The 26,093-nt window shown below is 72.6% G+C and carries 24 protein-coding genes; 8 read left to right on the top strand and 16 right to left on the bottom strand.

Translation table 11 applies throughout. The features are described 5' to 3' along the window. Positions 1–8: 8 nt before the first annotated feature. Both M6G08_RS01325 and hisI read right to left on the bottom strand, forming a co-directional pair. Positions 9–1,508 (bottom strand): anthranilate synthase component I, encoded by a 1,500-nt coding sequence (locus tag M6G08_RS01325; protein WP_272591221.1) that lies wholly within the window; start codon positions 1,506–1,508, stop codon positions 9–11. A gap of 47 nt (positions 1,509–1,555) precedes the next feature. Beyond that, positions 1,556–1,954, bottom strand: coding sequence for a phosphoribosyl-AMP cyclohydrolase (gene hisI / locus M6G08_RS01330; protein WP_272585346.1), 399 nt, complete (start codon positions 1,952–1,954; stop codon positions 1,556–1,558). An 82-nt stretch (positions 1,955–2,036) separates the two neighbouring features. On the opposite strand from hisI, the gene M6G08_RS01335 reads away from it, so the two are divergent. Beyond that, a complete protein-coding gene (locus M6G08_RS01335; protein WP_272585347.1) occupies positions 2,037–2,672 on the top strand; it encodes a TIGR03085 family metal-binding protein in 636 nt (211 codons plus the stop codon). 732 nt (positions 2,673–3,404) lie between these two features. Here the strand turns inward: M6G08_RS01335 and M6G08_RS01340 are convergent. The 9 genes from M6G08_RS01340 to hisD are packed head-to-tail and all read right to left on the bottom strand — an operon-like array spanning position 3,405 to position 10,468. Continuing rightward, positions 3,405–4,679: an MFS transporter gene (locus tag M6G08_RS01340; protein ID WP_272585348.1), complete on the bottom strand. Its 1,275-nt coding sequence runs from the start codon at positions 4,677–4,679 to the stop codon at positions 3,405–3,407. 41 nt (positions 4,680–4,720) lie between these two features. Next, on the bottom strand, positions 4,721–5,476 hold the full coding sequence (hisF, locus tag M6G08_RS01345; RefSeq protein WP_272585349.1) for an imidazole glycerol phosphate synthase subunit HisF: 756 nt from the start codon (positions 5,474–5,476) through the stop codon (positions 4,721–4,723). Further along, a complete protein-coding gene (locus M6G08_RS01350; RefSeq protein WP_272585350.1) occupies positions 5,473–5,877 on the bottom strand; it encodes a RidA family protein in 405 nt (134 codons plus the stop codon). Before M6G08_RS01350 ends, hisF begins: the two co-directional genes overlap by 4 nt. Then, positions 5,874–6,599, bottom strand: a complete 726-nt coding sequence (gene priA / locus M6G08_RS01355; RefSeq protein ID WP_272591222.1) for a bifunctional 1-(5-phosphoribosyl)-5-((5-phosphoribosylamino)methylideneamino)imidazole-4-carboxamide isomerase/phosphoribosylanthranilate isomerase PriA — start codon at positions 6,597–6,599, stop codon at positions 5,874–5,876. The genes M6G08_RS01350 and priA overlap by 4 nt, the downstream gene beginning before the upstream one ends. A 35-nt stretch (positions 6,600–6,634) precedes the next feature. Further along, on the bottom strand, positions 6,635–7,288 hold the full coding sequence (gene hisH, locus M6G08_RS01360; RefSeq protein WP_272585351.1) for an imidazole glycerol phosphate synthase subunit HisH: 654 nt from the start codon (positions 7,286–7,288) through the stop codon (positions 6,635–6,637). Then, complete coding sequence (locus M6G08_RS01365; protein WP_272585352.1) at positions 7,279–7,443, bottom strand: CG2302 family histidine operon protein; 165 nt, start codon at positions 7,441–7,443, stop codon at positions 7,279–7,281. The genes hisH and M6G08_RS01365 overlap by 10 nt, the downstream gene beginning before the upstream one ends. A gap of 3 nt (positions 7,444–7,446) precedes the next feature. Next, positions 7,447–8,040 (bottom strand): imidazoleglycerol-phosphate dehydratase HisB, encoded by a 594-nt coding sequence (hisB, locus tag M6G08_RS01370; RefSeq protein WP_007448566.1) that lies wholly within the window; start codon positions 8,038–8,040, stop codon positions 7,447–7,449. Next, positions 8,037–9,146, bottom strand: coding sequence for a histidinol-phosphate transaminase (locus M6G08_RS01375; RefSeq protein ID WP_272585353.1), 1,110 nt, complete (start codon positions 9,144–9,146; stop codon positions 8,037–8,039). The genes hisB and M6G08_RS01375 overlap by 4 nt, the downstream gene beginning before the upstream one ends. After that, entirely contained in the window at positions 9,143–10,468 is a 1,326-nt protein-coding gene (gene hisD, locus M6G08_RS01380) for a histidinol dehydrogenase (RefSeq protein ID WP_272585354.1), read from the bottom strand. Before hisD ends, M6G08_RS01375 begins: the two co-directional genes overlap by 4 nt. 200 nt (positions 10,469–10,668) lie before the next feature. Here hisD and M6G08_RS01385 point away from each other — a divergent pair, with 200 nt between their 5' ends. The 4 genes from M6G08_RS01385 (at position 10,669) to ybaK (ending at position 15,048) form a co-directional block, all read left to right on the top strand. Then, a complete protein-coding gene (locus M6G08_RS01385; RefSeq protein WP_272585355.1) occupies positions 10,669–12,246 on the top strand; it encodes an oxidoreductase in 1,578 nt (525 codons plus the stop codon). 498 nt (positions 12,247–12,744) lie between these two features. After that, positions 12,745–13,770, top strand: coding sequence for a hypothetical protein (locus M6G08_RS01390; protein ID WP_272585356.1), 1,026 nt, complete (start codon positions 12,745–12,747; stop codon positions 13,768–13,770). Positions 13,771–13,781: 11 nt separating this feature from the next. Then, positions 13,782–14,522: an LON peptidase substrate-binding domain-containing protein gene (locus M6G08_RS01395; protein ID WP_272585357.1), complete on the top strand. Its 741-nt coding sequence runs from the start codon at positions 13,782–13,784 to the stop codon at positions 14,520–14,522. A gap of 22 nt (positions 14,523–14,544) precedes the next feature. Beyond that, entirely contained in the window at positions 14,545–15,048 is a 504-nt protein-coding gene (gene ybaK / locus M6G08_RS01400; protein ID WP_272585358.1) for a Cys-tRNA(Pro) deacylase, read from the top strand. 534 nt (positions 15,049–15,582) lie between these two features. Here the strand turns inward: ybaK and M6G08_RS01405 are convergent. From M6G08_RS01405 to M6G08_RS01420, 4 genes are all read right to left on the bottom strand, one after another. Continuing rightward, positions 15,583–16,278 (bottom strand): AAA family ATPase, encoded by a 696-nt coding sequence (locus M6G08_RS01405; RefSeq protein WP_272585359.1) that lies wholly within the window; start codon positions 16,276–16,278, stop codon positions 15,583–15,585. Positions 16,279–16,312: 34 nt separating this feature from the next. After that, complete coding sequence (locus M6G08_RS01410; protein ID WP_272585360.1) at positions 16,313–17,137, bottom strand: ABC transporter permease; 825 nt, start codon at positions 17,135–17,137, stop codon at positions 16,313–16,315. 133 nt (positions 17,138–17,270) lie between these two features. After that, entirely contained in the window at positions 17,271–18,245 is a 975-nt protein-coding gene (locus M6G08_RS01415) for an ABC transporter ATP-binding protein (protein WP_272585361.1), read from the bottom strand. 166 nt (positions 18,246–18,411) lie between these two features. After that, entirely contained in the window at positions 18,412–19,629 is a 1,218-nt protein-coding gene (locus tag M6G08_RS01420) for an NYN domain-containing protein (RefSeq protein ID WP_272585362.1), read from the bottom strand. A 236-nt stretch (positions 19,630–19,865) separates the two neighbouring features. Here M6G08_RS01420 and M6G08_RS01425 point away from each other — a divergent pair, with 236 nt between their 5' ends. Beyond that, positions 19,866–20,033 (top strand): hypothetical protein, encoded by a 168-nt coding sequence (locus tag M6G08_RS01425; RefSeq protein ID WP_272585363.1) that lies wholly within the window; start codon positions 19,866–19,868, stop codon positions 20,031–20,033. 91 nt (positions 20,034–20,124) lie between these two features. On the opposite strand, the gene dnaE is transcribed toward M6G08_RS01425, so the two are convergent. Then, positions 20,125–23,664: a DNA polymerase III subunit alpha gene (gene dnaE, locus M6G08_RS01430; RefSeq protein ID WP_272585364.1), complete on the bottom strand. Its 3,540-nt coding sequence runs from the start codon at positions 23,662–23,664 to the stop codon at positions 20,125–20,127. 234 nt (positions 23,665–23,898) lie between these two features. Between dnaE and M6G08_RS01435 the strand changes: the two genes are divergently transcribed. After that, on the top strand, positions 23,899–25,239 hold the full coding sequence (locus M6G08_RS01435) for a DUF2252 domain-containing protein (protein WP_272585365.1): 1,341 nt from the start codon (positions 23,899–23,901) through the stop codon (positions 25,237–25,239). Positions 25,240–25,325: 86 nt separating this feature from the next. After that, the gene (locus M6G08_RS01440) at positions 25,326–26,033 is read left to right on the top strand and encodes a hypothetical protein (RefSeq protein ID WP_272585366.1); all 708 of its coding nucleotides are present in this window, start codon (positions 25,326–25,328) and stop codon (positions 26,031–26,033) included. The last annotated feature ends 60 nt before the right edge of the window (positions 26,034–26,093 follow it).

Here is a 26,093-nt window from a genome sequence, read left to right on the forward strand (position 1 = left end):
GAATGGCCCTACCGCCCCAGCCGGTTGGCCGTGTGCACCGCGCGGAGCACCGCGGCGGCCTTGTTGCGGCACTCGGTGTCCTCGGCGACCGGATCGGAGTCGGCGACGACGCCGGCGCCGGCCTGGACGTAGGCGGTGCCGTCGCGCAGCAGGGCGGTGCGGATGGCGATGGCGGTGTCGGAGTCGCCCGCGAAGTCGAGGTACCCGACGCAGCCGCCGTACAGGCCGCGCCGGGACGGTTCGAGTTCGTCGATGATCTGCAGGGCGCGCGGCTTGGGGGCGCCGGAGAGGGTGCCGGCCGGGAAGCAGGCGGTGAGGACGTCGAACGCGGTGCGGCCGGGGGCGACGCGGCCGGTGACCGTGGAGACGATGTGCATGACGTGCGAGTACCGCTCGACGGACATGAAGTCGACGACTTCCACCGAGCCCGGTTCGCAGACCCGCCCCAGGTCGTTGCGGCCGAGGTCGACGAGCATCAGGTGCTCGGCGCGCTCCTTGGGGTCGGCGAGCAGTTCCTCGGCGAGGGACTGGTCCTCCTGCGGGGTGGCGCCCCGGGGGCGGGTCCCGGCGATGGGGTGGACCATGGCACGCCCGTCCTCGACCTTGACCAGCGCCTCCGGCGACGAGCCGACGACGTCGAAGCCGTCGAGGCGGAGCAGGTACATGTACGGGGAGGGGTTGGTGGCCCGCAGCACCCGGTACACGTCCAGGGCGCTCGCCGTGCACGGTGTCTCGAAGCGCTGGGAGGGGACGACCTGGAAGGCCTCCCCCGCGCGGATGCGCTCCTTGATGTCCTCGACGGCCTCCTGGAAGTCGGTGCCGCCCCACAGGGCGGTGTACTCGGGCAGCTCGGAGGGCGGGAGCGCGGCCGGGGGCTGGGCGACCGCGCGGGTGAGGTCGGCCTCCATGGCGTCCAGGCGGGCGACCGCGTCGGCGTAGGCCTCGTCGACGCCGGTCTCCAGGTCGTTGTGGTTGATCGCGTTGGCGATCAGCAGGACCGAGCCCTCCCAGTGGTCCATGACGGCGAGGTCGCTGGTGAGGAGCATGGTCAGCTCGGGGAGCCTCAGGTCGTCGCGCTCGCCGGGGCCGACCTTCTCCAGGCGGCGCACGATGTCGTAGCCGAGGTAGCCGACCATGCCTCCGGTGAAGGGCGGCAGGCCCAGGTCGTGGGCGAGGTCGCGCGGGGTGTGCAGGGCCTCGACGGTGGCGCGCAGGGCGGCGAGCGGGTCGCCGTCGGTGGGGACGCCGACGGGCGGGGTGCCCTGCCAGTGGGCCTGCCCGTCCCTTTCGGTGAGGGTGGCGGCGCTGCGGACGCCGACGAAGGAGTACCGGGACCACTGGAACGCTGTACGGCCGTTCTCCGCCGACTCCAGGAGGAAGGTGCCGGGGCGTTCGGCGGCGAGCTTGCGGTAGAGCGCGACCGGGGTGTCGCCGTCGGCGAGGAGCTTGCGGCTGACCGGGATCACCCGGCGGTCGGCGGCGAGCTTGCGGAAGGTGTCGAGGTCCATGACGTCCATGTGGTCCCTGTGGTCCCTGTGGTCCATGTGGGCAGACCCTACTGATCCGCGCCGGGCGTCTGGGCACCCGCGCCGTCCCCGAGCAGGACATCGGCGTCGAAGCAGGTGCGGGCGCCGGTGTGGCAGGCGGCGCCGACCTGGTCGACCTTGACGAGGACGGTGTCGGCGTCGCAGTCCAGGGCGACCGACTTCACCCACTGGAAGTGTCCCGAGGTGTCGCCCTTGACCCAGTACTCCTGGCGGCTTCGCGACCAGTAGGTGCAGCGACCGGTCGTCAGCGTGCGGTGCAGTGCCTCGTCGTCCATCCAGCCGAGCATCAGCACCTCCCCGGTGTCGTACTGCTGGGCGATGGCGGGCAGGAGGCCGTCGGCGCTGCGCTTGAGGCGGTCGGCGATCTCCGGGGCGAGCGGGCTGGGCCGCCGGGTGCTGCTGGTCATGGGCCCCATTGTGCCGCGCGGGACCGACACACCCCGGGGGCGTCCATTGGGCGGACCCGGCGGACGGCCGTAGGCTGACTCCATGTCGACTTTCGCCAAGCGTGAACGACTTCTGCTCGCGGACCTGTTGGAGACGGCGGGGCCGGACGCGCCCACGCTCTGCGAGGGCTGGCGCACCCGTGACCTCGCCGCCCACGTGGTGGTGCGCGAGCGCCGGCCGGACGCCGCCGGGGGCACCCTGATCAAGCAGCTTGCGTCCCGGCTGGACCGGGTCATGGACGAGTACGGCACGAAGCCGTACGAGGAGCTGATCCAGCTGATCCGCACGGGCCCGCCCCGCTTCTCCCCCTTCCAGCTCAAGCAGGTCGACGAGGCGGCGAACACGGTGGAGTTCTACGTCCACGCCGAGGACGTCCGCCGCGCCCAGCCGGACTGGTCGCCGCGCGAGCTGGACCCGGTCTTCCAGGACGCCCTGTGGTCCCGCCTGGAGCGCGCCGCGCGGCTGATGGGCCGGGGCATCCCGACCGGCCTGGTGCTGCGCCGCCCGAACGGCCAGACAACGGTCGCCCACCGGGGCACGCCGGTGGTGACGGCGACGGGTGAGCCGTCGGAGCTGCTGCTCTTCGCGTACGGGCGACAGAGCGCGGCGAAGGTCGAGCTGGAGGGCGAGGAGGACGCGATCGCCAAGCTGCACGAGACGAAGCAGCTGGGGATCTGAGGCGATGGGGCGGGCGCCCGGCAGGCGGGGCCCTGGGCGCCGGGCGACTGCCCCGGCCACCGGGATCTGCGGCCGCCGCGTGGGTGACTGGCCCGGACTTGAGGACCCAAGCACCGGCCGACTGCCCCCGCAGCTGGCCGTCTGGGGCGGCTTGCCCGGCATCCCAGGTCCCGTGGCCGCCGGGCGACTGCACCGGCCACCGGAATCTGCGGCCGCCACGTGGATGACTGGCCCGGACACTGAGGACCCAAGCACCAGCCGACTGCCCCCGCGGCCGGCGGTCTGGGGCGACTGGGCGGCTGGGCGGCTTGACGGCTTGCCCGGCATCCCAGGTCCCGTGACCCTCGGGCGACTGCACCGGCCACCGGAATCTGCGGCCACCGCGTGGATGACTGGCCCGGACTTGAGGACCCAAGCACCAGCCGACTGCCCCCGCAGCCGGCGGCCTGGGGCGACTGGGCGGCTTGCCCGGCATCCCAGGTCCCGTGACCCTCGGGCGACTGCCCCGGCCACCGGAATCTGCGGCCACCGCGTGGATGACTGACAAGGACATTGAGGACCCAAGCACCAGCCGACTGCCCCGCAGCCGGCGGCCTGGGGCGGCTGGGCGGCTTGGCGGCTTGCCCGGCACCCCAGGACCCGTGACCCCCGGGCGACCGCCCCGGCCACCGGGATCTGCGGCCGCCAGCCGACTGGCCCGGCCGTCGGGGGCCCGAGGCCGCCGTGCGGTGGCTACCCCGGCAGTTCGGCCCGTCGTACGCCCGGTGCGGCGAGGGCGACGCCGCCGCCGAGGGCGCATACCGCGGCGCTGACGGCGAAGACCAGGCCGGTGCCCCAGACGCCGACGGCGGCGGCGGACAGCGGCATGCTCAGCGGCGCGACCCCCAGGCTGACGATGCCGCCGACGGCGGTGACGCGGCCCAGGTAGGCGGGCTCGGACTGGGTCTGCAGCAGCGCTCCGCACATGGCGCCGCTGAGCCCGGTGAGCAGCCCGACGGCCACGGCGATGCCGACGGCCGCGGGCAGGCCGGGCGCGTGCGGCAGGGCGCCGATCGCCGCCGCGCCGGGGACGAGGGCACCGGCGGCGACGCACCCGGCGCGCGGCACGCGTCCCCGTACGGTCAGCAGCAGGGCGGCGACGCCGGCGCCCGTCCCGAACCCCGCGAGCACCCAGCCCATCCCGGAGGCGCCCCAGCCCCGCTCGTCGGCGAGCAGGGTGAGGCCGACGTTGAGGGGGCCGACGAAGCCGAGGTCGCCGAGGGCGATGGCCACCATCAGCGGGCCGAGGACGCGGTGGCGGCGGACGTAGCGCAGCCCGCCCACCAGGTCCCGCCAGGCGGTGGTGTCCCGCGCGGCGGGCGCGGGAGACGTGTCGTCGGCCGGCAGCTCGCGCATCCGTACGGAGACCAGCAGCGGCACGGACACGGCGATCAGCAGCCCCGCGCCCGCGAAGGCCGCCGCCGCGCCGCCGACCGCCACACCGAGCCCGCCCAGCGGCGCGCCCACGACGGCCGCGAACCGGATGGCGAGGCCGCGCATGCCCTGCACGCGGGCGAGCTGGTCCCTGCCGGTGATCCGCGCCGGGAGCGCCCCCACGGCGGGCATGAACACGGCGTCTACGGCGCCGAAGACGACGGCGAGCAGAGCGAGGAGCCACAGCCCGGGGTCGGTCGCGAAGAGCACGGCGGCGACCGCCAGCACGGTGACGCACCGCACGGCGTCACTCCCGATGACGACCCGCCGGGGCCCGAACCGGTCGGCGACCACGCCGCCGCCCAGCATCAGCAGCGCCCGCGGCACCGCGCTCACGGCGGTGACGATCCCGGCCTCGGCGGGACTGCCGTTCTGCACGGCGGCCCAGGACAGCGCCAGGTAGAAGACGGTGTCCCCGACCATGGAGGCCGTGTAGGCGGCGACCCAGCGCAGGACGTTGGGGTCGCGATGGGCCGGGACGGAGCCGACGGCGGGTATGGGTACGTCCGTCGCGGACGTGGTCGCCTCAGACACGGAAGTCGTGCAACTTTCCCTTTCCGGGGTGTGGGTCCCGTCTAGCGCACGGGATGCCCCGCCCCCCGCAGCGTCTCCTTCACCTGCCCGATGCGCAGGTCGCCGAAGTGGAAGACGGACGCCGCCAGGACCGCGTCCGCGCCCGCCTCGACCGCGGGGGCGAAGTGGGCGAGGGTGCCCGCGCCGCCCGAGGCGATCACGGGGACGGTGACGTGCCCCCGGACCGCGGCCAGCATCTCCAGGTCGTAGCCGTCCTTCGTGCCGTCCGCATCCATCGAGTTGAGCAGGATCTCGCCCGCGCCCAGCTCCGCGGCGCGGTGCGCCCACTCCACCGCGTCGATGCCGGTGCCGCGCCGGCCGCCGTGGGTGGTCACCTCGAAGGTGCCGGCCTCGGTGCGGCGGGCGTCGACCGACAGGACGAGGACCTGGCGGCCGAAACGCTCGGCGATCTCGCGGATCAGGTCGGGGCGGGCGATGGCGGCCGTGTTCACGCCCACCTTGTCCGCACCGGCCCGCAGCAGCTTGTCGACGTCCTCGGCGGTGCGCACGCCGCCGCCGACGGTCAGCGGGATGAACACCTGCTCGGCGGTGCGGCGCACCACGTCGTAGGTCGTCTCGCGGTCGCCCGACGAGGCGGTGATGTCCAGGAACGTCAGCTCGTCGGCGCCCTCGGCGTCGTACACCTTGGCCATCTCGACGGGGTCGCCCGCGTCGCGGAGGTTCTGGAAGTTGACGCCCTTGACGACCCGGCCGTTGTCCACGTCCAGGCAGGGGATGACTCGGACCGCCAGGGTCATGAATCCACGGCTCCTCTATACGCTTCCACTTCGACTGACACCAGCACCCGCGAGTCGATGAAGCCCTCCACGACCAGCAGGGTCGTGACCGGGCGTACGGAGCCGAACAGCTCCTTGTGGGCGCGGCCCACCTCATCGACGTCGCGCGAATGTGCCAGGTACATACGGGTTCGGACCACGGACTCGACACCGAGTCCGAATGCGCCGATCGCCTCGACCGCGGTGCCGAAGGCCACCTTGGCCTGTTCGTACGGGTCGCCCTCGCCGTACAGCATGTCGCCCTTGAAGGCGGTCGTGCCGGCCACGACGACTCGGTCACCCGCCGCCACGGCACGTGCGAAACCGAAAGAATCTTCCCAGGGACTTCCGCTCTGCACGCGCCGTACGGCTTCGGATGTCATGGCGACACAGCCTCCAAGGCTTCTTCCAGGGTGAACGCCTTCGCGTACAGGGCCTTCCCGACGATGGCCCCCTCGACACCGGCCGGGACGAGGGAGGCGATCGCGCGCAGGTCGTCCAGGGACGACACGCCGCCCGACGCGACGACCGGGCGGTCGGTGGCCGCGCAGACGTTCTTGAGGAGGTCCAGGTTGGGGCCCTGGAGGGTGCCGTCCTTGGCGATGTCCGTGACGACGTAGCGGGCGCAGCCCTCCTTGTTGAGGCGGTCCAGCGTCTCGTACAGGTCGCCGCCGTCGCGGGTCCAGCCGCGGCCCCGGAGCGTGGTGCCCCGTACGTCCAGGCCCACCGCGATCTTGTCGCCGTGCTCGGCGATGACCTTGGCGACCCACTCGGGGGTCTCCAGGGCGGCCGTGCCGAGGTTGACGCGGGTGCAGCCGGTGGCGAGGGCGGCGGCGAGGGTGTCGTCGTCGCGGATGCCACCGGACAGCTCCACCTTGATGTCCATCGCCTTGGTGACCTCGGCGATCAGCTCGCGGTTGTCCCCGGTGCCGAAGGCGGCGTCCAGGTCGACCAGGTGCAGCCACTCGGCGCCGGAACGCTGCCAGGCGAGGGCGGCCTCGAGCGGGGAGCCGTAGGAGGTCTCCGTGCCGGACTCGCCGTGCACGAGGCGGACGGCCTGGCCGTCGCGGACGTCGACGGCGGGGAGGAGTTCGAGCTTGCTCATCTGTACCGGGCTCATCTCTTCTACCGGGCTCATCTTTACAGGGTCTCGATCCAGTTGGTGAGGAGCTGGGCGCCGGCGTCGCCGGACTTCTCCGGGTGGAACTGGGTGGCCCACAGGGCGCCGTTCTCCACGGCGGCCACGAAGGGCTTGCCGTGCGTGGACCAGGTGACCTTGGGGGCGGCGATCAGCGGATTGTGCGTCTCCAGGGACCAGTCGTGGACGGCGTAGGAGTGCACGAAGTAGAAGCGGGCGTCCGCGTCGAGGTCCGCGAAGAGCTGGGAGTCGGCCGGTGCCTCGACGGTGTTCCAGCCCATGTGGGGCACGACGTCGGCCCGGAGGGGGCCGACCGTGCCGGGCCACTCGTCCAGGCCCTCGGCCTCGACGCCGTGCTCGATGCCGCGCGCGAACAGGATCTGCATGCCGACGCAGATGCCCATCACCGGGCGCCCGCCCGCGAGCCGGCGTTCGACGACCCAGTCGCCCCGGGCGGCCCTCAGGCCGTCCATGCAGGCGGCGAAGGCGCCGACGCCGGGGACCAGCAGCCCGTCGGCGTTCATGGCCTTGTCGTAGTCACGGGTGATCTCGACTTCGGCTCCCGCGCGCGCGAGGGCACGCTCGGCGGAGCGGACGTTGCCGAAGCCGTAGTCGAAGACGACGACCCGCTTGGGATTCGCAGAGGTCAACTCCACACCTCCAGCCTCAGGACGCCGGCGAGGAGGCACATGCCGGCACCGATGGACAGCAGCACGATCAGGCCCTTGGGCATCTGCTGCTTGGCGAAGGAGATGATGCCGCCGACCAGGAACAGGCCGACGACGATCAGCGCGGTGGACGTACCGTTCATCGGTTACAGCGCGCCCTTCGTGGAGGGCAGGATGCCGGCCGCGCGGGGGTCGCGCTCCGAGGCGTAGCGCAGGGCGCGGGCCAGCGCCTTGAACTGGCACTCCACGATGTGGTGCGCGTTGCGCCCGTAGGGCACGTGCACGTGCAGGGCGATCTGCGCCTGGGCGACGAAGGACTCCAGGATGTGCCGGGTCATCGTCACGTCGTACTCGCCGATCATCGGCGCCATGTTCTCGGGCTCGGTGTGCACGAGGTAGGGGCGGCCGGAGAGGTCGACGGTGACCTGGGCGAGGGACTCGTCCAGCGGGACCGTGCAGTTGCCGAAGCGGTAGATGCCCACCTTGTCGCCGAGGGCCTGCTTGAAGGCGGCGCCCAGCGCGAGGGCGGTGTCCTCGATGGTGTGGTGGGAGTCGATGTGCAGGTCGCCGTCGGTCTTCACGGTCAGGTCGAACAGACCGTGCCGGCCGAGCTGGTCGAGCATGTGGTCATAGAAGCCGACGCCGGTGGCGATGTCGGTCTTGCCGGTGCCGTCGAGGTCGATCTCGACGAGGACCGAGGTCTCCTTGGTCGTGCGCTCCACGCGTCCCACGCGGCTCATGTGTTCTGCTCCTTCTTGACTTCACGTACCGCGTCGAGGAACGCGTCGTTCTCCTGGGGGGTGCCGGCGGTGACCCGCAGCCATCCCGGTACGCCGTTGTCCCGGACCAGGACGCCCCGGTCGAGGATCCGCCGCCACGCCTCGTGGGAGTCCGCGAAGCGTCCGAACTGGACGAAGTTGGCGTCGGACTCGGTCACCTCGTAGCCGATGGCGCGCAGTTCGGCGACCAGCCGGTCCCGCTCGGCCTTGAGCTGCTCGACGTACTTCAGCAGCGTGCCGGTGTGTTCCAGGGCGGCCAGCGCGGTCGCCTGGGTGACGGCGGACAGGTGGTAGGGCAGCCGTACGAGCTGGACGGCGTCGACGACGGCCGGGTGCGCGGCGAGGTAGCCCAGGCGCAGGCCCGCCGCGCCGAACGCCTTCGACATGGTGCGGGAGACGACGAGGTTCGGGCGGCCGTCCAGCAGCGGCAGCAGTGAGGCGCCGTGGCTGAACTCGATGTAGGCCTCGTCGACGACGACCATGGAGGGCTTGGCGGCCTGTGCGGCCTCGTAGAGGGCGAGGACCGTCTCGGCCGGGACCGCGTTGCCCGTGGGGTTGTTGGGGGTGGTGATGAAGACGACGTCCGGGCGGTGCTCGGCGATGGCCTTCTCGGCGGCGGGCACGTCGACGGTGAAGTCCTCGTGGCGCGGGCCGGAGATCCAGCCGGTGCCGGTGCCGCGCGCGATGAGGCCGTGCATCGAGTACGACGGCTCGAAGCCGATCGCGGTGCGGCCGGGCCCGCCGAAGGTCTGGAGCAGCTGCTGGATGACCTCGTTGGAGCCGTTGGCCGCCCAGACGTTGGCCACGTCGAGCGGGTGGCCGGAGGTCTCGGTCAGGTACCGGGCCAGCTCGGTGCGCAGTTCGACCGCGTCCCGGTCCGGGTAGCGGTTGAGGTGGCGGGCGGCCTCGCGGACGCGCTCGGTGATCCGCTCGACCAGCGCGTCGGGCAGCGGGTAGGGGTTCTCGTTGGTGTTCAGGCGTACCGGCACGTCCAGCTGGGGCGCGCCGTAGGGGGACTTGCCGCGCAGCTCGTCCCGTACGGGGAGGTCGTCGATGCCGAACGTCACTTGCTCTCCGGGACCTTCCACTCGAACCTCGCCTTGATCGCCGCGCCGTGCGCCGGCAGGTCCTCGGCCTCCGCCAGCGTCACCACGTGGTGCGCGACGTCGGCGAGGGCGTCGCGCGTGTAGTCGACGATGTGGATGCCGCGCAGGAAGGACTGCACGGACAGGCCCGAGGAGTGGCAGGCGCAGCCGCCGGTGGGCAGGACGTGGTTGGACCCGGCCGCGTAGTCGCCGAGCGAGACGGGCGCCCAGGGGCCGACGAAGATCGCGCCGGCGTTGCGGACGCGGTCGGCGACGGCGGCGGCGTCGGCGGTCTGGATCTCCAGGTGCTCCGCACCGTAGGCGTCGACCACGCGCAGGCCCTCGTCCACGCCGTCGACCAGGACGATCGCGGACTGGCGGCCCTTCAGGGCCGGGACGATCCGGTCGTCGATGTGCTTGGTGGCCTGGACCTGCGGCTGGAGCTCCTTGTCGACCGCGTCCGCCAGCTCGACGGAGTCGGTGACCAGGACGGCGGCGGCCAGCGGGTCGTGCTCGGCCTGGCTGATCAGGTCGGAGGCGACGTGCACCGGGTCGGCGGTGGAGTCGGCGAGGATCGCGATCTCGGTCGGGCCGGCCTCGGCGTCGATGCCGATCTTCCCGGTGAAGAAGCGCTTGGCGGCGGCGACCCAGATGTTGCCGGGGCCGGTGACCATGTCGGCGGGCGGGCAGGACTCGGTGCCGTACGCGAACATCGCGACGGCGGTGGCGCCGCCGGCCGCGTACACCTCGTCGACGCCGAGCAGGGCGCAGGCGGCGAGGATGGTGGGGTGCGGGAGGCCGTCGAACTCGGCCTGCGCCGGGGAGGCGAGGGCGATCGATGCGACGCCGGCCTCCTGCGCGGGCACCACGTTCATGATCACGGACGACGGGTAGACGGACCGGCCGCCGGGCGCGTACAGCCCGACCCGGTCGACCGGCACCCACTTCTCGGTGACCGAGCCGCCGGGGACGACCTGGGTGGTGTGCGTGGTGCGGCGCTGCTCGCGGTGGACGAGGCGGGCACGGCGGACGGACTCCTCCAGCGCGGCGCGCACGGCCGGGTCGAGCTCCTCCAGCGCGCGCGTGAGCGCGACGGCCGGGACCCGCACCTGGTCCAGCTTGACGCCGTCGAACTGCTCGGCGAAGTCGATCAGCGCCGCGTCGCCACGATGATGCACGGCCTCGCAGATCGGGCGCACCTTGTCCAGGGCGGCCGCGACGTCGAAGTCGGCTCGGGGCAGCAGGTCGCGCAGGGCGGGACCCTCGGGGAGGGCGTCGCCGCGCAGATCGATTCGGGAGATCACGGAACCAATTCTCTCAGACCCGCGTCGGACACCGTCCGCGCGTATCAATGGCTGATACAGAACGCGACGGCCCGGCGCGGGCCGTGGCGAGAACCGGCGGTTCGTACTCACTTTGAGTGTTCAGGTGGTCACCCAGTGGGCATGAACGGTTGTACGAAGGGTGAGCGACCGACGAGTAGTTGGGGAGGGAGTGAAGCGCCGTGACCGAGGGGGCCGGCCACCGTGACGGAGAGCTGCCGGACGATCTGACGGCCGCCGAGGCGGGCATGTGGCAGGCCTTCCGCAACGGCAGCGTGTACGACCTGTCCAGCGGCGAGGCGTTGGTGGACGACCCGCACGGCGGGCACCCCTGGGGGGCGGAGCGGACCGTGCGGGCCCGCATCCTGTGCTGGCTGCTCCTCGACGGCCCGCCCGCGCTCGCGGGACGGGTCTCCTCGCTGCAGCTCGTGGGCGTGCGGATCAGCGACACGATGGACCTCGCGGGCGGCACGGTGGAGCCGTACGTGGAGCTGCGGGCGTGCCGTTTCGACCGGGAGGTGGTGCTGCCGGAGACCCGGTTCACGACGGTGCGGCTGGTGGACTGCTCGGTGCCGCGCCTGGAGGCGGCCCGGCTGAAGACCGAGGGCGACCTGCACCTGCCGCGCTGCCGGTTCCGCGGCGGCATCCGGCTCACCGACGCCCAGATAGGCACCGACCTGCTGCTCAATCAGGCGGTCGTGCACCGGGACCGCAGTGGCCGCGCCATAGCCGCGGACGGCATGACCGTCGGGCAGGACCTCCAGGCCGAGATGCTGGAGTCGCACGGCGAGGTGAGCCTGCGCAGCGCCCAGGTCGGCGTCTCACTGAGCCTGCGCGGCGCCCGGCTCCTCAACCCGTACACCCGGCACGCGCTGAACGCCCCGCAGCTGACGGTGGAACGCACGCTGTACATGACTCCGGCCGGGCTGGGCAGCCCGCTGCTGCGCGGCACCACCCCCGCGCAGGGCACCCGCATCCAGCGCTTCGAGTGCGAGGGCGGGGTGCGGCTGGACGACGGCCGGTTCGGCGACGCCGTCGACTTCGAGCACGCCCGGTTCACCTTCACCGACGACCAGGAGCTGTCGCTGCGCCGGGTGCAGACGCCCGAGCTGCGCTTCCTCGGCGAGCGGCCGGCGCGCGGGCGGGTGGTGCTGTCGGGGGCGCGGGTGGTGAACCTGATGGACCGGGCGGACAGCTGGCCCGGCCCCGGCCGGCTGCACATGGGCGGCTTCGCCTACGAGAACCTGGTGCCGCGGGGGCCGTTCCCGCTGGAGAAGCGGCTGCGGTGGGTGGGCGCCGCGACCGCCGAGTACCACCCGGAGCCGTACGAGCGGCTCGCCGCCGTGCTGCGGGCCGGCGGCGAGGACGAGGACGCCCGCGAGGTGCTGCTCGCCAAGCACCGCCGGCGCCGCGAGAGTCTGCCCGTCGCCGCGAAACTCGTGGGGTACGCACAGGACTGGACGGTCGCCTACGGCTACCGGCCGGGCCGGGCGGCGGTGTGGATGGCGGTGCTGTGGGCGGCGGGCTCGCTCGCCTTCGCCCGTGCGGACCCGCCCCCGCTGAAGGCCGGCGAGCACCCGGACTGGAACCCGGCCCTCTTCGCCCTGGACCTGCTCCTGCCGGTCATCGACCTGGGCCAGGTCGGCTTCTGGCAGCTCCGCGACGGCTGGCAGTGGCTGGCGACGGCACTGATCCTGCTGGGCTGGATCCTGGCGACGACGGTGGCGGCGGGGGCGACACGGCTGCTGCGGAGGGGCTGAGCCCTCTGCGGGTGTGCGGTGGGGCTCCGCTGCCTTCGCGGACGCCGACGGGCCGTAGGGGGCTTCTCGTCGTGTGCGGCCGTGGGCCGTAGAGGCCTTCTCGTCGTCTGCGGCCGTGGGCCGTAGAGGCCTTCTCGTCGTCTGCGGCCGTGGGCCGTAGAGGCCTTCGCGTCGTCTGCGGCCGTGGGCCGTAGAGGCCTTCGCGTCGTCTGCGGCCGTGGGCCTTGCCGGCTCGCGGGCGGGGGGGGGACGCGGTTCGCCGCGGAGACGGCAGCTCCGCGATTCGGCGCGGGGTCCGCGCCCGGCAGAGCCGCCAGCGGCCGTCCGCACCACCCGGACCACCAGCACCGCCACCAGCACCCGCACCAGCACCTCCCGCAGCCCCGGCGACGGCCGCCCCATCCGGCGACGCCCCACGCTGGTACGGGCCGCCCCCGAACGGCCGAAGGCGGCGCGCCACCGCACAACCTTCGCGAACCGTCGGCCGTCGTACTGGCCATGCTGCGCGCGTTCCTCCGGACGGCGGCCCGGGCCCGTTCTCGGGCGTCCCGGCCCGCCCAAGACGACGACGTGCTCCTCGACGCCCCGGACGACCGTCTCGCCCCCGCCCTGGTCGCGGCGGCCCACGGTGAGCACACCCCCGCGGCCGCTCTCCTCGCCGCCACCCGTGAACGGGCCGAGTGGGAGCACCGGGACCGCTACACGGCCGGGCTCGCCTCGTTCGCCCGCTCCCGGGCCGAGTGGCTGGAGAGCTGGCGCGCCGCCGCTCCGGGCGACCCCGACGCGCTGCTGGTCGAGGGCCGGCTGACGGTGGACCGCCACTGGGACTCGCCGGCCCGGGCCGAGCTGCTGCGCCAGGCGGCCCCCGCGGTCACGGCGGCCGCCGAGGCGGCCGGACGCGACCCGGTGCCGTGGCGGACCGCTCTGGACGCCGCGCGGGGCGCCCGCGCCGGACACGCGGAGTTCGAGCGGCTGTGGGCACAGGCGGTACGCCGGGCCCCGCACCACTACGGCTGCCACGTGTCCGCCCTGGAGTACCTGGCCGCCGCCTCGCCGGGCGCGCACCGCGAGTGCCTGGACTTCGCCGAGACCGCCGCGCAGGACTCGCCCGGGGACTCGCCGCTGCGGGCGCTGCCCCTGCGGGCGGCCTTCGCCTGTCTCACCGCGGGCGGAGCCGACGACCCGGCCGGCGCGCACCGGGACCGCCTGGACGCGGCCGCCGACCGTGCCATCGCCCTCTCGGCGACCCACCCGGCGGCCGACCCGTGGCCCGCCGGGCTGCGCAACCTCCTGGCGTACGTCCTGCTGCGTCTGGAGCGCCGCCAGGACGCCGCCGAGCAACTGCGTCTGACCGGACCGTACGTCACCTCCTTCCCCTGGGACCAGGACGCGGAGGACCCCCTCGGCCGCTTCCTCCAGGTGCGTGCGGACGTCCGCGCGGCGGCGGCCTCCACACCGGGTACGGCGGGTTCGGGTCATCCACGAAGTGGGCGCGGCGGGCACGTCCGCGCGGACGACCATTAGGCTTCTGCGTCGTGACCACCGTCCGGCTTCCGCTCTTCCCCCTGAACTCGGTTCTGTTCCCGGGGCTGGTGCTCCCGCTCAACATCTTCGAGGAGCGCTATCGCGCCATGATGCGCGAGCTGCTGAAGACCCCCGAGGACGAACCGCGCCGGTTCGCCGTCGTGGCGATCCGCGATGGCCACGAGGTGGCCCGGACCGCGCCCGGCCTGCCCGATCCGACGGCGCAGCCCGAGGTCGGCCCGGCGGCCGGGTTCGGGCCGGACCCGCTCAAGGCGTTCCACAAGGTGGGCTGCGTCGCGGACGCGGCGACGATCCGCGAGCGCGCCGACGGCACCTTCGAGGTGCTGGCGACCGGCACGACCCGGGTGCGGCTGCGCTCGGTGGAGGCCTCGGGCCCGTTCCTGACGGCCGAGCTGGAGCCGCTGGACGAGGAGCCCGGCGACGAGGCGGGCGCGCTGGCCGAGGGCGTGCTGCGGTCCTTCCGGCAGTACCAGAAGCGGCTGGCGGGGGCCCGCGAGCGGTCGCTGTCGACCGGCACCGAGCTGCCGGACGAGCCGGGCGTGGTCTCCTATCTGGTCGCCGCCGCGATGATGCTGGACACTCCGACGAAGCAGCGCCTGCTCCAGGCCCCGGACACGGCCTCCCGCCTGCGCGACGAGCTGAAACTCCTTCGCGCGGAGACGGCGATCATCCGTACGCTGCCGTCGTTGCCGTCGTCGGACCTGACGCGCGGCCCCACGAGTCTCAACTGAGATAGCCGAGGTACTGGCCCGGATGGCGAAGAAGTCCAGGAAACAGCAGCAGTCCGGCGGCACCCCGGCGACGGTGGCGCTGACGGCGGCCGGGGTGGCGTACACGGTCCACGCGTACGACCACGACCCCGCGCACCCGTCCTACGGCGAGGAGGCGGCCGAGGCGATGGGCGTCAGTCCGGAGCGGGTCTTCAAGACGCTGGTGGCGGACGTGGACGGCGCGCTGACCGTCGCGGTGGTGCCGGTGGCGGGCCAGCTGGACCTGAAGGCGCTGGCGGCCGCGGTGGGCGGCAAGCGCGCGACGATGGCCGACCCGGCCCTGGCCGAGCGGACCACGGGCTACGTGCGGGGCGGCATCTCCCCACTGGGCCAGCGCAAGCGGCTGCCCACGGTCCTGGACGCCTCGGCGTCGGGCCACACCACGATCTGCGTCTCGGCTGGCCGCCGGGGACTGGAGGTCGAGCTCTCCCCCGAGGACCTGGCCGGGCTCACGGACGCGGTCCTCGCCCCGATCGGCCGCGCGTAGGGCTCGACGGACGCGCAACCCCGTCGACGAACGCGCGGACCGCACCTCATCGCCCGCACAGGGCCCTCACCCGAACGACCACGCACAACCCGTCGACGAACGCGCGGCCCGCACCACGATCGCCCGCGCACGCCCCTCCGACGAACTCACAGCCCGCACCACAATCGCCCGCGCACGCCCCTCCGACGAACTCACAGCCCGCCCTCCGACCGACCCCCACACCCCTCGGCAACCGCACGCCCCCGGCCAATCAACCGCGCACAACCCCGCCGACCAGGCACGAACCGCCGTCCGACCGTCCGCCCACACCCCCACAACGAACACACGCCCCGCACCCGATCGACGGCGCACAATCCGTCTACGAACGCGCGCCCCCGCCCCGGCCCACCACGCGCACTCCCTCGACGGCCGCGCGGTTCTCCGCTAATCAGACAGGACATGTCGAAGCGAACGCGCAAACGCAAGTGGCGCACCCGGAAGGGCAGGGCCAACCACGGCCGCCGCCCCGCATGACAGCCGGCCCGGCGGTCCGCCCTACGCGGACTTCTCCCCGTACGGCGCGGGCCACGGGTCGGGCTCCGGGTCGCGGGGCCCGAACAGCCCGGTCAGGCCCAGGTGGACCACCAGCGCCGCGATCGGCCACGCCAGCAGCGCGCCCTTCGCCCCCAGCTTGAGCGGCGCCGAGAACGTCACGCCCTTGCCCACGTCCTTGGCGTGCGCGACGACGTCCTGGGTCGGCCCGAGCCAAAGCCCGAACCGCCAGGCCAGCACCGAGCCGAGCAGCCCGCCCGCGCCCAGCGCCACCACCAGCGGCACGCCCCCGCGCCGCCGCAGCAGGAACACGGCCACCGCGCTCAGCGCGCCGAACGCGAGCGCGAGCAGCGTGAAGGTGCCGTCGACACCGACCGAGTGCTCGCCCTCGGACTCCTTGAGGTAGACCAGCCACCGGTCGCCGACCACTTCACCGACCAGCGGCACGCTCGGCGCCAGCTGCCACCACAGCACGCCCAGCAGCAGCCCGGAGAGGGTCACCGCCGCCACGGTCACGGCTGCCTGCCGCACTTCGCTCAGCATTCCGGGACCGTCCTGTTCTCCGTGCTCGCCGTGCGTGCCGTACGGGGCGCCGGGCGGGGTGCCCACCGCGTGCGCACCGACGGGCGGCGGCACCGGGCCGCCCTGGTACGACGAGCGTTCGTTCGGGGGCGGTGGCGGAGGCAGAGGAGCGGTCACCCCGCCATCGTGCCAAACCCGCCTGCGCGGCGCTTCACCGGACGGCGGCCCGGCGGTAGGCCCAGGTCGCGACGGCCAGCGAGATCACGCCGACCCCGGCGCACACCGCGAGGTCGCCGAGGACGAAGGCCCAGTCGGGCCGGTCCCCGAACGTACGCGCGAAGGCCTCCACGCCGTACGTCGAGGGCAGCAGGTCCCTCGCGAGGCGGACCACCTCGGGCATCCGTTCGGCGGGCAGCACGCCCAGCAGCAGCGCCGCCGACATGCCCAGCTGGCCGAGGAGGGTGGCGAACTCGGGCCGGGGCGCGAGCAGCCCCAGGGCCGCGCCCAGCCCGGCGAGCGCGGCGCCCGCCAGCGGGATCACGGCCACCAGCACCCACAGATGGGTCATCGGCAGCCCGAACAGCAGGCACCCGAACACCGCCGTCACCACGGTCCCCGGCACGGTGAAGGACGCGTACGCGCCCGCCGCGCCCAGCACCACCGCGGCCGGCGGCACCGGCAGAGTCGCGTAGTGGTCGAGGCCGCCGCTGGCGCGCAGCTGCCCGAAGTACTGGGCGAGGAGGTTCAGCGCGACGAAGGCCACGACGAGCACCGCCGATCCGGCGACCACGGCCCGCGCCTCGCCGCCGCCGTCCACGACGCCGCGCATCAGGACCATGATGCCGATCGACTGGAAGGTGGCCACGAACAGCAGCGGGATGCGCGCGACCCGGGCCCGGGACAGCTGCGCCCGGTACACGGCCACCAGGGAGGGCCACAGCCGCGCCTTGGGCCCGAGCTCGGCCGCGCCGACGGCGCCCTGCTCCTCGGCGGCCAGGGCACCGCCCGGCAGAACATCGGCGGGTACGACACTCACGTCGCGCTGCTCCCCTTCGTCGGGTCCTTCGAAGCTCGCCGGCGGCCGGGCTCGTTCGTCACGGCCGTCCCGGTGGGTACGGATGCGGCGGCCGGTGTGCTCACCCTGCTCCCGCTGCTCGCCGTCGGAGTGCTCACGCCCTCACCAGCCCCTGCCGCGCGGCGCCGCCCAGGGCCAGGTACACGTCCTCCAGGCTGGGCGTGGCGAGGGTGAAGTCGTCCAGGGCGGCGAAGGCGGCGCCGCCGGTGACGGTGGCGACGACCGCGCGGGCCTCCTCGGGGGCGAGCCGGAGCGTCCAGCGGCGTCCGGACTCGGCGGCGCGGTCGCGCAGGGCGGCGACCTCGGGGACGTTCAGCGGTGCGCTCTCGCGCCACACCAGGTCGACGCGGACCTCGCCGGCGACCTTCTCCTTGAGGCCGGAGGGCGTGTCGCAGGCGATCACGCGTCCCCGGTCGAGGACGGCGACCCGGTCGAGGACGGTCTCGGCCTCGATGACGTTGTGGGTGACGAGCAGGACGGTGCTGCCGGACTCGGCGCGCCGCCGGTCGACGGCCGCCCACACGGCGCGCCGGGCCACGGGGTCCATGCCGGTGGTCGGCTCGTCCAGGACGAGCAGCGGGCGCTGGCCCACCAGCGCGGCGGCGAAGCAGGCCAGACGGCGCTGGCCGCCGGAGAGCTTCTTGATCGGGCGGGAGGCGAGCGGGGTGAGGCCCAGCTCGTCGAGGACCGCGTCCCGCTCGGCGCGCGCCCGGCGCACCTCCAGGCCGCGCAACCGCCCGGTGGTCTCGGCGGCGAGCGACACGGTCAGCTCGTCCAGGGCACTGGACTCCTGCCCGAGGTAGGCGAGGATGCGGGCAGCCCGCTCGGGGTGGCGCACGATGTCGTGGCCGAGGATCTCCACGCTGCCGCTGTCGGGCCGCATCAGGCCGGTCAGCTGGCGTACGAGGGTGGACTTGCCGGCTCCGTTCGGTCCGAGCAGACCGAAGATCTCACCGCGGCGGATGTCCAGGGTCACGTCGTCGGTGGCCCGCACCTCGGGAGTGGCGGGAACGCCGCGCCGGCCGCGTACCGCCGGATAGGTCTTGGTCAGTGCGCGCACCGCGCACACGGCATCGCCACGGGGTCGATGTGCCTGTGCCGCGCGCGTACTCACAAGGGACGAGACTACGGGGTCCGCCCCTCCGCCCCGCCCTCGGGTCCGCCCATAAGTGTCGATTCAGTCGCGGGAGGCACGGGGAGGGCCGGGAGCGACGCCGGGGGACACCGGAGGGGCCCTACTCCGGCGCGGGGGTGCGCTCGGTCGCCGTGCGGACGTCGACCTCGCGCCAGAAACCGGCCCGGATCGCGTACCGGTCGTGCTCGTCGATCTGGTCGTCCTTGTGGGCGAGCAGGCCGAAGCGGGCGGCGTAGCGCAGCAGCTCGCCGTCGACGCGGTGCGGGATGCGGGGGTACATCCCGGACAGCCGCTGCAGGTGGCCGTGGTCGCCGAGGCGCTCCAGCCAGCGGCGGGCGAAGACCTGGCCGACCTCGTACGGGTCGCCGCCGACCGTGGTGATGTCCTCCTCGCGGTCGGCCCAGCGCTGCTCGGCCGTGGTGAGCTGGGCGAGCGTCGGCATGGAGGCGGCCTCGGCCGGTTCGGCGGCGGGCCGGTCGACCCAGCCCTTGTCGGAGGACCAGCGCAGGGTGGCCGAGGTCGGGGGGTGCGGGGCGGGGTGGGCGCCGGGGGCGCGCAGAGCGGCCAGGTCCTTGGGGGTGGGGACGCCCTTGGGGGGTGCCGCGCGTTCCGCGGTGCCGTTGCGCGCGGTGTCGGGCCGTACGGGGTGCTCGGGCTCCCGGGCGGGCCGCTCGGTGGTCGCGGAGAGGGCGGATTCGGGCAGCGGCGCGGAGAGGATCGCGGCGATCTCGGGGCGGGGCACGGGCGGCGGCGCGCAGACGCCGCCGAACTCCTTGGCGCGTACGGCCTTGGTGATCCACACGCGGTCCAGGACTCGGCGCTCGTCGGCCTCGGCGACCAGGTCCTCGGACTGGTTGTAGTCGCCGTCGGCGGCCTGGACGGCCCACAGGTGTACGGCGACACCGTGCTCCTTGGCGGCCATCATGCCGGGCAGCAGGTCGCCGTCGCCGGTGACGAGGACGACGTCGGAGCAGGCGCGGTTGCGGGCCAGTTCGGTGAGCTCGGCGTGCATGGCGGCGTCCACGCCCTTCTGCGCCCAGCGCCCGTCGCTTCGGGTGAGGGCACCGAGGCGGACGGTGACGCGGGGCATCACGCGCAGCCGGCGGTGCTCGGGCTGCGGGACGCGGTCGGGGGCACCGTCGAACCAGTAGATGCGCAACAGGGGCTGCTGCGTGTCCGACTCGGCGCGGTCGCGCAGACCCTGGATGAGGGCGGCGTGATCGACGGTGATGCGGGAGCGAGAGGGCTCACCGGCGAGGAGACTGGCGGCGGCCCCCAGCAGATACCCGGCGTCCACCAGGACGATGCAGCGGTCCACGCGATCCACCCTCTTTCCGGGAGGTTTGCTTCGGGCTTCCTTCGAGTCTGCCCGACCACGCGGAGGTTAACGGCGCGAACTCGATCTTCGGCGTGGCGTTTCCGCACCCCGCTGCGGATTCGGCACCCCGACGGGACGCGTCACGCACGGTAATTGCCCGATATGCGTTCTTTGTTGGGCTGTGTGAATCTGAAAACGGCCCTGGCCCCTAGATCCCCCTCAGGAGGTAGATCACCATGGCCAAGAACAAGAACAACCGTGACCGTAAGCAGCCCGAGTCCGCGCGTACCCCGCAGTCCGCCGAGTCCGCCGTCATGGACCGCGAGGAGCAGCACTCCCCGCAGCTGACGACGCCCGGCGACGCCGCGTCCCGCAAGCGGCAGAAGCGTTTCGGCCACAACTGACACCCGTGCGAGGGGCCGTGGCGGCCCCGCACCGACGAGGGGCGCACCCGGAGGCCGGGGCGCCCCTCGCCCGTCACCGCTGCCGCACGGCTCAACCCGCCAGGCAGGACGGGCCCAGCAGCACCTTCAGGTCGCCGAACAGGGCGGGATCGGGCTTGACCCGGTGCCGGTCCAGGCGCAGGACGGTCGTCTTCGTCGGCCCCTGGAGCTTGATCCGCACCTCGCTGTCGCCCCGGTGGTGGGTGAGGATCTCGCCGAGGCGGCTGACCATCGGCGGGGTGACCCTGGTCGCCGGGATGGTGAGGACCACCGGCGCGTTGGTGCCCGCATTGGACAGGTCGGGGATCATCAGTTCCATCGCGACCAGCCGGGGCACGTCCTCGCGCTTGTCCAGGCGCCCCTTGACGAACACCACGGCGTCCTCGACCAGTTGTGTGGACACCAGCTGGTAGGTCGCCGGGAAGAACATGCACTCGATGGAGCCGGCCAGGTCCTCGACGGTGGCGATGGCCCAGGCGTTGCCCTGCTTGGTCATCTTGCGCTGGAGGCCGGAGATGATGCCGCCGATGGTGACGACCGCGCCGTCGCCGAAGTCACCGCCGGTGAGCTGGGAGATGCCCGCGTCGGCCTTGTCGGACAGTACGTGCTCCAGACCGAAGAGCGGGTGGTCGGAGACGTAGAGGCCGAGCATCTCCCGCTCCTGGGCGAGGAGGTAGGTCTTGTCCCACTCGTCCTCGCCGAAGACCACGTCGAGGCCGAAGCCCGGTTCGTCGTTCGTCTCCTCGCCCATGCCGCCGAAGAGGTCGAACTGCCCCTCGGCCTCCTTGCGCTTGACCGCGACCACGTTGTCGATCATCGGTTCGTACTGCGCGGTGAGGCCCTTGCGGGTGTGGCCCATCTCGTCGAAGGCGCCGGCCTTGATCAGCGACTCGGTGGTGCGCTTGTTGCAGACGACCGCCTCCACCTTGTCCAGGTAGTCGGGGAAGGAGGCGTACTTACCCTTGGCCTTGCGGCACCGGATGATCGACTCGACCACGTTGGTGCCGACGTTGCGCACGGCGGAGAGGCCGAAGAGGATCACGTCGTCGCCCTGCGCGGCGAAGTTCGACATGGACTCGTTGACGTTGGGCGGCAGCACCTTGATGCCCATGCGCCGGCACTCGTTGAGGTAGACCGCCGACTTGTCCTTGTCGTCCTTGACCGAGGTGAGCAGGGCGGCCATGTACTCGGCGGGGTGGTTCGCCTTGAGGTACGCCGTCCAGTAGGAGACCAGTCCGTACGCGGCCGAGTGCGCCTTGTTGAAGGCGTAGCCGGCGAAGGGGACCAGCACGTCCCACAGGGCCTGGATGGCCTCGTCGCTGTAGCCGTTCTTCCGGGCGCCGGCCTGGAAGATGACGAAGTTCTTCTCCAGTTCCTCGGGCTTCTTCTTGCCCATCACGCGGCGCAGGATGTCGGCCTCGCCGAGCGAGTAGCCCGCGATGATCTGGGCGGCCTTCTGCACCTGCTCCTGGTAGACGATCAGGCCGTAGGTGACCGCCAGGACCTCCTGGAGGGGTTCCTCCAGCTCCTTGTGGATCGGCGTGATCTCCTGGAGGCCGTTCTTGCGCAGCGCGTAGTTGGTGTGCGAGTCCATGCCCATGGGGCCGGGGCGGTAGAGCGCGGAGACGGCGGAGATGTCCTCGAAGTTGTCGGGCTTCATCAGCCGCAGCAGGGACCGCATGGGGCCGCCGTCGAACTGGAAGACGCCGAGCGTGTCGCCGCGCTGGAGCAGTTCGAAGGTCGTCGGGTCGTCCAGCGGCAGTGACAGCAGGTCGAGGTCGATCCCCTTGTTGGACTTCACCATCTTGACGGCGTCGTCCATGATCGTGAGGTTGCGCAGGCCGAGGAAGTCCATCTTCAGCAGGCCGAGCGACTCGCACTGCGGGTAGTCCCACTGCGTGATGGTCACGCCGTCGGTGTGCCGGGTCCACAGCGGGGCGTGGTCGACGATCGGCTCGCTCGACATGATCACGCCGGCCGCGTGCACGCCCATCTGCCGCACCAGGCCCTCGACGCCCTTGGCGGTGTCGATGACCTTCTTCACGTCCGGCTCGTTCTCGTACATCGAGCGGATCTCGCCGGCCTCGCTGTAGCGGGGGTGCTCCGGGTTGGTGATGCCGTCGAGGTCGATGCCCTTGCCGAGGACGTCGGCGGGCATGGCCTTGGTGAGGCGGTCGCCCATCGCGTACGGGTAGCCCAGCACGCGCGCGGAGTCCTTGATGGCGTTCTTCGCCTTGATCTTGCCGTACGTGCCGATCATGGCGACCTTGTCGGCGCCGTACTTCTCCGTCACGTACCTGATCACCTCGACGCGCCGACGCTCGTCGAAGTCGATGTCGACATCGGGCATGGAGACGCGCTCGGGGTTGAGGAACCGCTCGAAGATCAGGCCGTGCGGGATGGGGTCGAGGTCGGTGATGCCCATGGCGTACGCCACGATCGAGCCGGCCGCGGAGCCTCGGCCGGGGCCGACCGCGATGCCGTTCTTCTTGGCCCACATGATGAAGTCGGCCACCACGAGGAAGTAGCCGGGGAACCCCATCTGGATGATGACGTCCATCTCGTACTCGGCCTGCTTCTGGCGGTCCTCGGGAACTTGGCCCGCGAAGCGGCGCTCCATGCCGCGGCGGACCTCCTCCTGGAACCAGGTGACCTCGGTGTACCCCTCGGGGATGTCGAACTTCGGCATGAGGTCGCGCTTCTCGAACATGCCGGTGGTGTCGATCATCTCGGCGATCAGGCGCGTGTTGGCGCAGCCCTCCTGCCAGGCGTCGGAGGAGTCGACGGCGTACATCTCGTCCGTCGACTTCAGGTAGTAGCCCGTGCCGTCGAAGCGGAAGCGGTCCGGGTCGGAGAGGTTCTTGCCGGTCTGGATGCACAGCAGGGCGTCGTGGGCGCTCGCCTCGTGCGCGTAGGTGTAGTGCGAGTCGTTGGTGACCAGCGGGGGGATGCCGAGCTTCTTGCCGATCCGCAGCAGGTCCTCGCGCACCCGGTGCTCGATGTCGATGCCGTGGTCCATCAGCTCCAGGAAGTACCGGTCCTTGCCGAAGATGTCCTGGTAGTCGGCGGCCGCCTTCACGGCCTCGTCGAAGTGGCCGAGGCGCAGCCGGGTCTGCACCTCGCCGGAGGGGCAGCCGGTGGAGGCGACGATGCCCTCCGACCACTGGGAGATGGTCTCCTTGTCCATCCGCGGCCACTTCTGCAGCCAGCCCTCGGCGTACGCGTCGGAGGAGAGGCGGAAGAGGTTGTGCAGTCCCGTGCTGTTCGTCGCCCACATGGTCTTGTGGGTGTAGCCGCCGGAACCCGAGACATCGTCCCGCTTCTGGTGCGGCTGGCCCCACTGGATCTTGCGCTTGTTGCGGCGGGACTCGGGCGCCACGTACGCCTCGATGCCGATGATCGGGGTGACCCCGGCCTTCTGCGCGGAGTGGAAGAAGTCGTACGCCCCGTGCAGGTTGCCGTGGTCGGACATGGCGATGTGCGTCATGCCCATCTCATTGCAGGCGTTGAACATGTCCTTCAGCCGCGCGGCACCGTCCAGCAGCGAGTACTGGGTGTGGACGTGCAGGTGCGTGAACGGCGCTTTGGACACGTGCGGCCTCCTGAGAAAACTGTGGGCTACGGGCTGCGGTCAGTCCGGGGGGTCAGCGTCGAAGTCTATGCCTCGCCACTGACACTCCGGGGACTCCCCGCGTACCTTCGGGGGCGGGTCCGCGCGTCGGTGCGGACGCCCGGACGCGGGCACTCCCGCCCGCCTTCGAACGTTGGTCCGAGTGGAGATCCGCTCCACCCGTCACAGCACCATCCGCACCAGGAGGCACCCGGCATGTCGGTCCCGCAGCTCAACGAGGAGCACCGCGGCGAGGAGATCCTCGCCGTCTTCGACGCCGCCTTCGGCCGGCTGCTGGCCGCGGATCCGGCGGCGTTCCGCGTGAAGTTCCGGAAGATGGCCGCCTCCGCCTTCGCGTTCTACCGCGGCACCGCATGCCTCTTTTACCACGATTTGACCGATGACAAGGAGTTCGGCTCCCAGGCCGGCGGCCCCTACCTGGACGACCGGACCTCCCGGGTGTGGATCCACGGCGACCTGCACGCGGAGAACTTCGGCACGTACATGGACTCCACCGGCCGGCTGATCTTCAATGTCAACGACTTCGACGAGGCCTACGTCGGCCCCTTCACCTGGGACCTCAAGCGCTTCGCCGCCTCCGTCGCGCTGATCGGGTACGCGAAGGCGCTCAGCGACGAGCAGATCACCGAGCTGGTGCGGGTGTACGCGGAGGCGTACCGGGAGCGGATCCACGCCCTGGCCACCGGCGCCAAGAGCGACGAGGTGCCGCCCTTCACGCTGGACACCGCCGACGGGCCCCTGCTGGGCGCCCTGCGCGTCGCCCGGTCCCTGACCAGGTTCGGCCTGCTGGAGTCGATGACCGAGATCCGCGACTTCGAGCGCCGCTTCGCCCCGGGCGGCGGCTCCATCGAGCTGGACGCGGCCACCCGCTACAAGGTCCTGGCCGCCTTCGACGGTTACCTGGAGACCCTCCCGGAGTCCTCCCTGGCCCGCCCCGACTCCTACCGCGTCAAGGACGTCGTCGGCCGCCGCGGCATCGGCATCGGCTCGGCCGGCCTGCCCTCGTACAACATCCTCCTGGAGGGCAACAGCGACGCCCTGGAGAACGACGTCGTGATCTACATCAAGCACGCCCAGACCCCGGCGGTCTCCCGGCACATCACCGACCAGGCGATCCGGGACTACTTCCAGCACGAGGGCCACCGCACGGTGATCTCCCAGCGCGCCCTCCAGGCGCACGCCGACCCGTGGCTGGGCTGGACCGAGCTGGACGGCGCGGGACAGCTGGTCGCCGAGGTCTCGCCGTACGCCGTCGACCTGGACTGGGGCGACATCGACGACCCGGAGGAGATCGCCGAGGTCGTCGCGGACCTGGGCCGGGCCACCGCCGCCATGCACGCGGCGGCGGACGACCAGTCCGGGGAGTCCCTGGTGCCGTTCTCCACGGAGCGGGCCATCGACGCGGCGATCGCGGCCGACGAGGAGGGCTTCGCGCCCCTGCTCGTCGACTTCGCGCACCGGTACGGGGCACGCGCGCGTGCCGACCACCAGACCTTCGTGGACCTCTTCCGCAACGGCCGGATCCCGGGTCTGTGACCATTCCGGTTCGGTAACCGTCGCCCTTCTCACAGCAATCCTTTAGGGGTCCCTTACCGGCCCCCGTGACACACTCTTCTATCGCTATGGACATATCCGGAACCCCACTCAGAGCCGTACGCGCGGCGCTGTTCACGGCACTCGTCGTGACGCTCAGCACCGCGTCGCACGTGCTGCTGTCCGGGGTTCCGCTGCCGCTGCCCACGGTGGCGGCCGTCGGCGCCGCCGTGTTCCTGATCGCGTACGCCCTGGCCGGGCGGCGCGAGCGCGGCTTCGGGCGGATCGCCGCCCTGCTGATCCCGCTGGAGCTGGCCGCCGACACGGTCTTCACCACCGGCCAGCACGTCTGCTACGGCAGGGCGGGCGGCCCGGTCGCGGGCCCGCTGCGCTCGGTCGGCTTCGACGTGCTGTGCGGCGACGGGACCGGCGTCCACGCCGGGGTCGCCGCCCCGCTGACCCGGGTGACCGGCGCCGAGACCGACCGGCTGGCGACCGCACTCGCCGACGCGGACCCCCGGACCGCCTGGCTGCTGCTCGGCGCGCACATCGGGGTCGGGCTGCTGGCGGCGGCCTGGCTGCGGCGCGGCGAGCGCGCGCTGGCCCAGCTGCTGAGCGCGGTGGCCGCGACCACCTTCCGGCCGCTGCTGCTGGCCGTCGCGGCGGTGAACGTCCGCCGGGCCCCGGCGGTGCGCCGCCCGGCGGCCCTGGCCCACCGCACCGCCGACGCCCGCGAGGCGATCCTCACGCACTCCCTGGGACGGCGCGGACCGCCGTGCTCGGTCGCCTTCGTGTGACACGCGCGCCTTCGCGCGACACGCGACCGAGCACCGGCAGTCCCCCGTACACATCCCGCA

It is taken from the genome of Streptomyces sp. M92 (assembly GCF_028473745.1).
Lineage (GTDB): Bacteria > Actinomycetota > Actinomycetes > Streptomycetales > Streptomycetaceae > Streptomyces.

Bases quoted from the DNA above. Each gene is read 5' to 3' on its own strand.
- M6G08_RS01390 (WP_272585356.1), top strand. From the start codon at position 12,745: ATGCTGCGCGCGTTCCTCCGGACGGCGGCCCGGGCCCGTTCTCGGGCG.
- hisB (WP_007448566.1), bottom strand. From the start codon at position 8,040: ATGAGCCGCGTGGGACGCGTGGAGCGCACGACCAAGGAGACCTCGGTC.
- M6G08_RS01435 (WP_272585365.1), top strand. From the start codon at position 23,899: ATGTCGGTCCCGCAGCTCAACGAGGAGCACCGCGGCGAGGAGATCCTC.
- M6G08_RS01350 (WP_272585350.1), bottom strand. From the start codon at position 5,877: ATGACATCCGAAGCCGTACGGCGCGTGCAGAGCGGAAGTCCCTGGGAA.
- M6G08_RS01440 (WP_272585366.1), top strand. From the start codon at position 25,326: ATGGACATATCCGGAACCCCACTCAGAGCCGTACGCGCGGCGCTGTTC.
- M6G08_RS01365 (WP_272585352.1), bottom strand. From the start codon at position 7,443: ATGAACGGTACGTCCACCGCGCTGATCGTCGTCGGCCTGTTCCTGGTC.
- ybaK (WP_272585358.1), top strand. From the start codon at position 14,545: ATGGCGAAGAAGTCCAGGAAACAGCAGCAGTCCGGCGGCACCCCGGCG.
- priA (WP_272591222.1), bottom strand. From the start codon at position 6,599: ATGAGCAAGCTCGAACTCCTCCCCGCCGTCGACGTCCGCGACGGCCAG.
- hisF (WP_272585349.1), bottom strand. From the start codon at position 5,476: ATGACCCTGGCGGTCCGAGTCATCCCCTGCCTGGACGTGGACAACGGC.
- M6G08_RS01325 (WP_272591221.1), bottom strand. From the start codon at position 1,508: ATGGACCTCGACACCTTCCGCAAGCTCGCCGCCGACCGCCGGGTGATC.
- M6G08_RS01425 (WP_272585363.1), top strand. From the start codon at position 19,866: ATGGCCAAGAACAAGAACAACCGTGACCGTAAGCAGCCCGAGTCCGCG.
- M6G08_RS01335 (WP_272585347.1), top strand. From the start codon at position 2,037: ATGTCGACTTTCGCCAAGCGTGAACGACTTCTGCTCGCGGACCTGTTG.
- hisI (WP_272585346.1), bottom strand. From the start codon at position 1,954: ATGACCAGCAGCACCCGGCGGCCCAGCCCGCTCGCCCCGGAGATCGCC.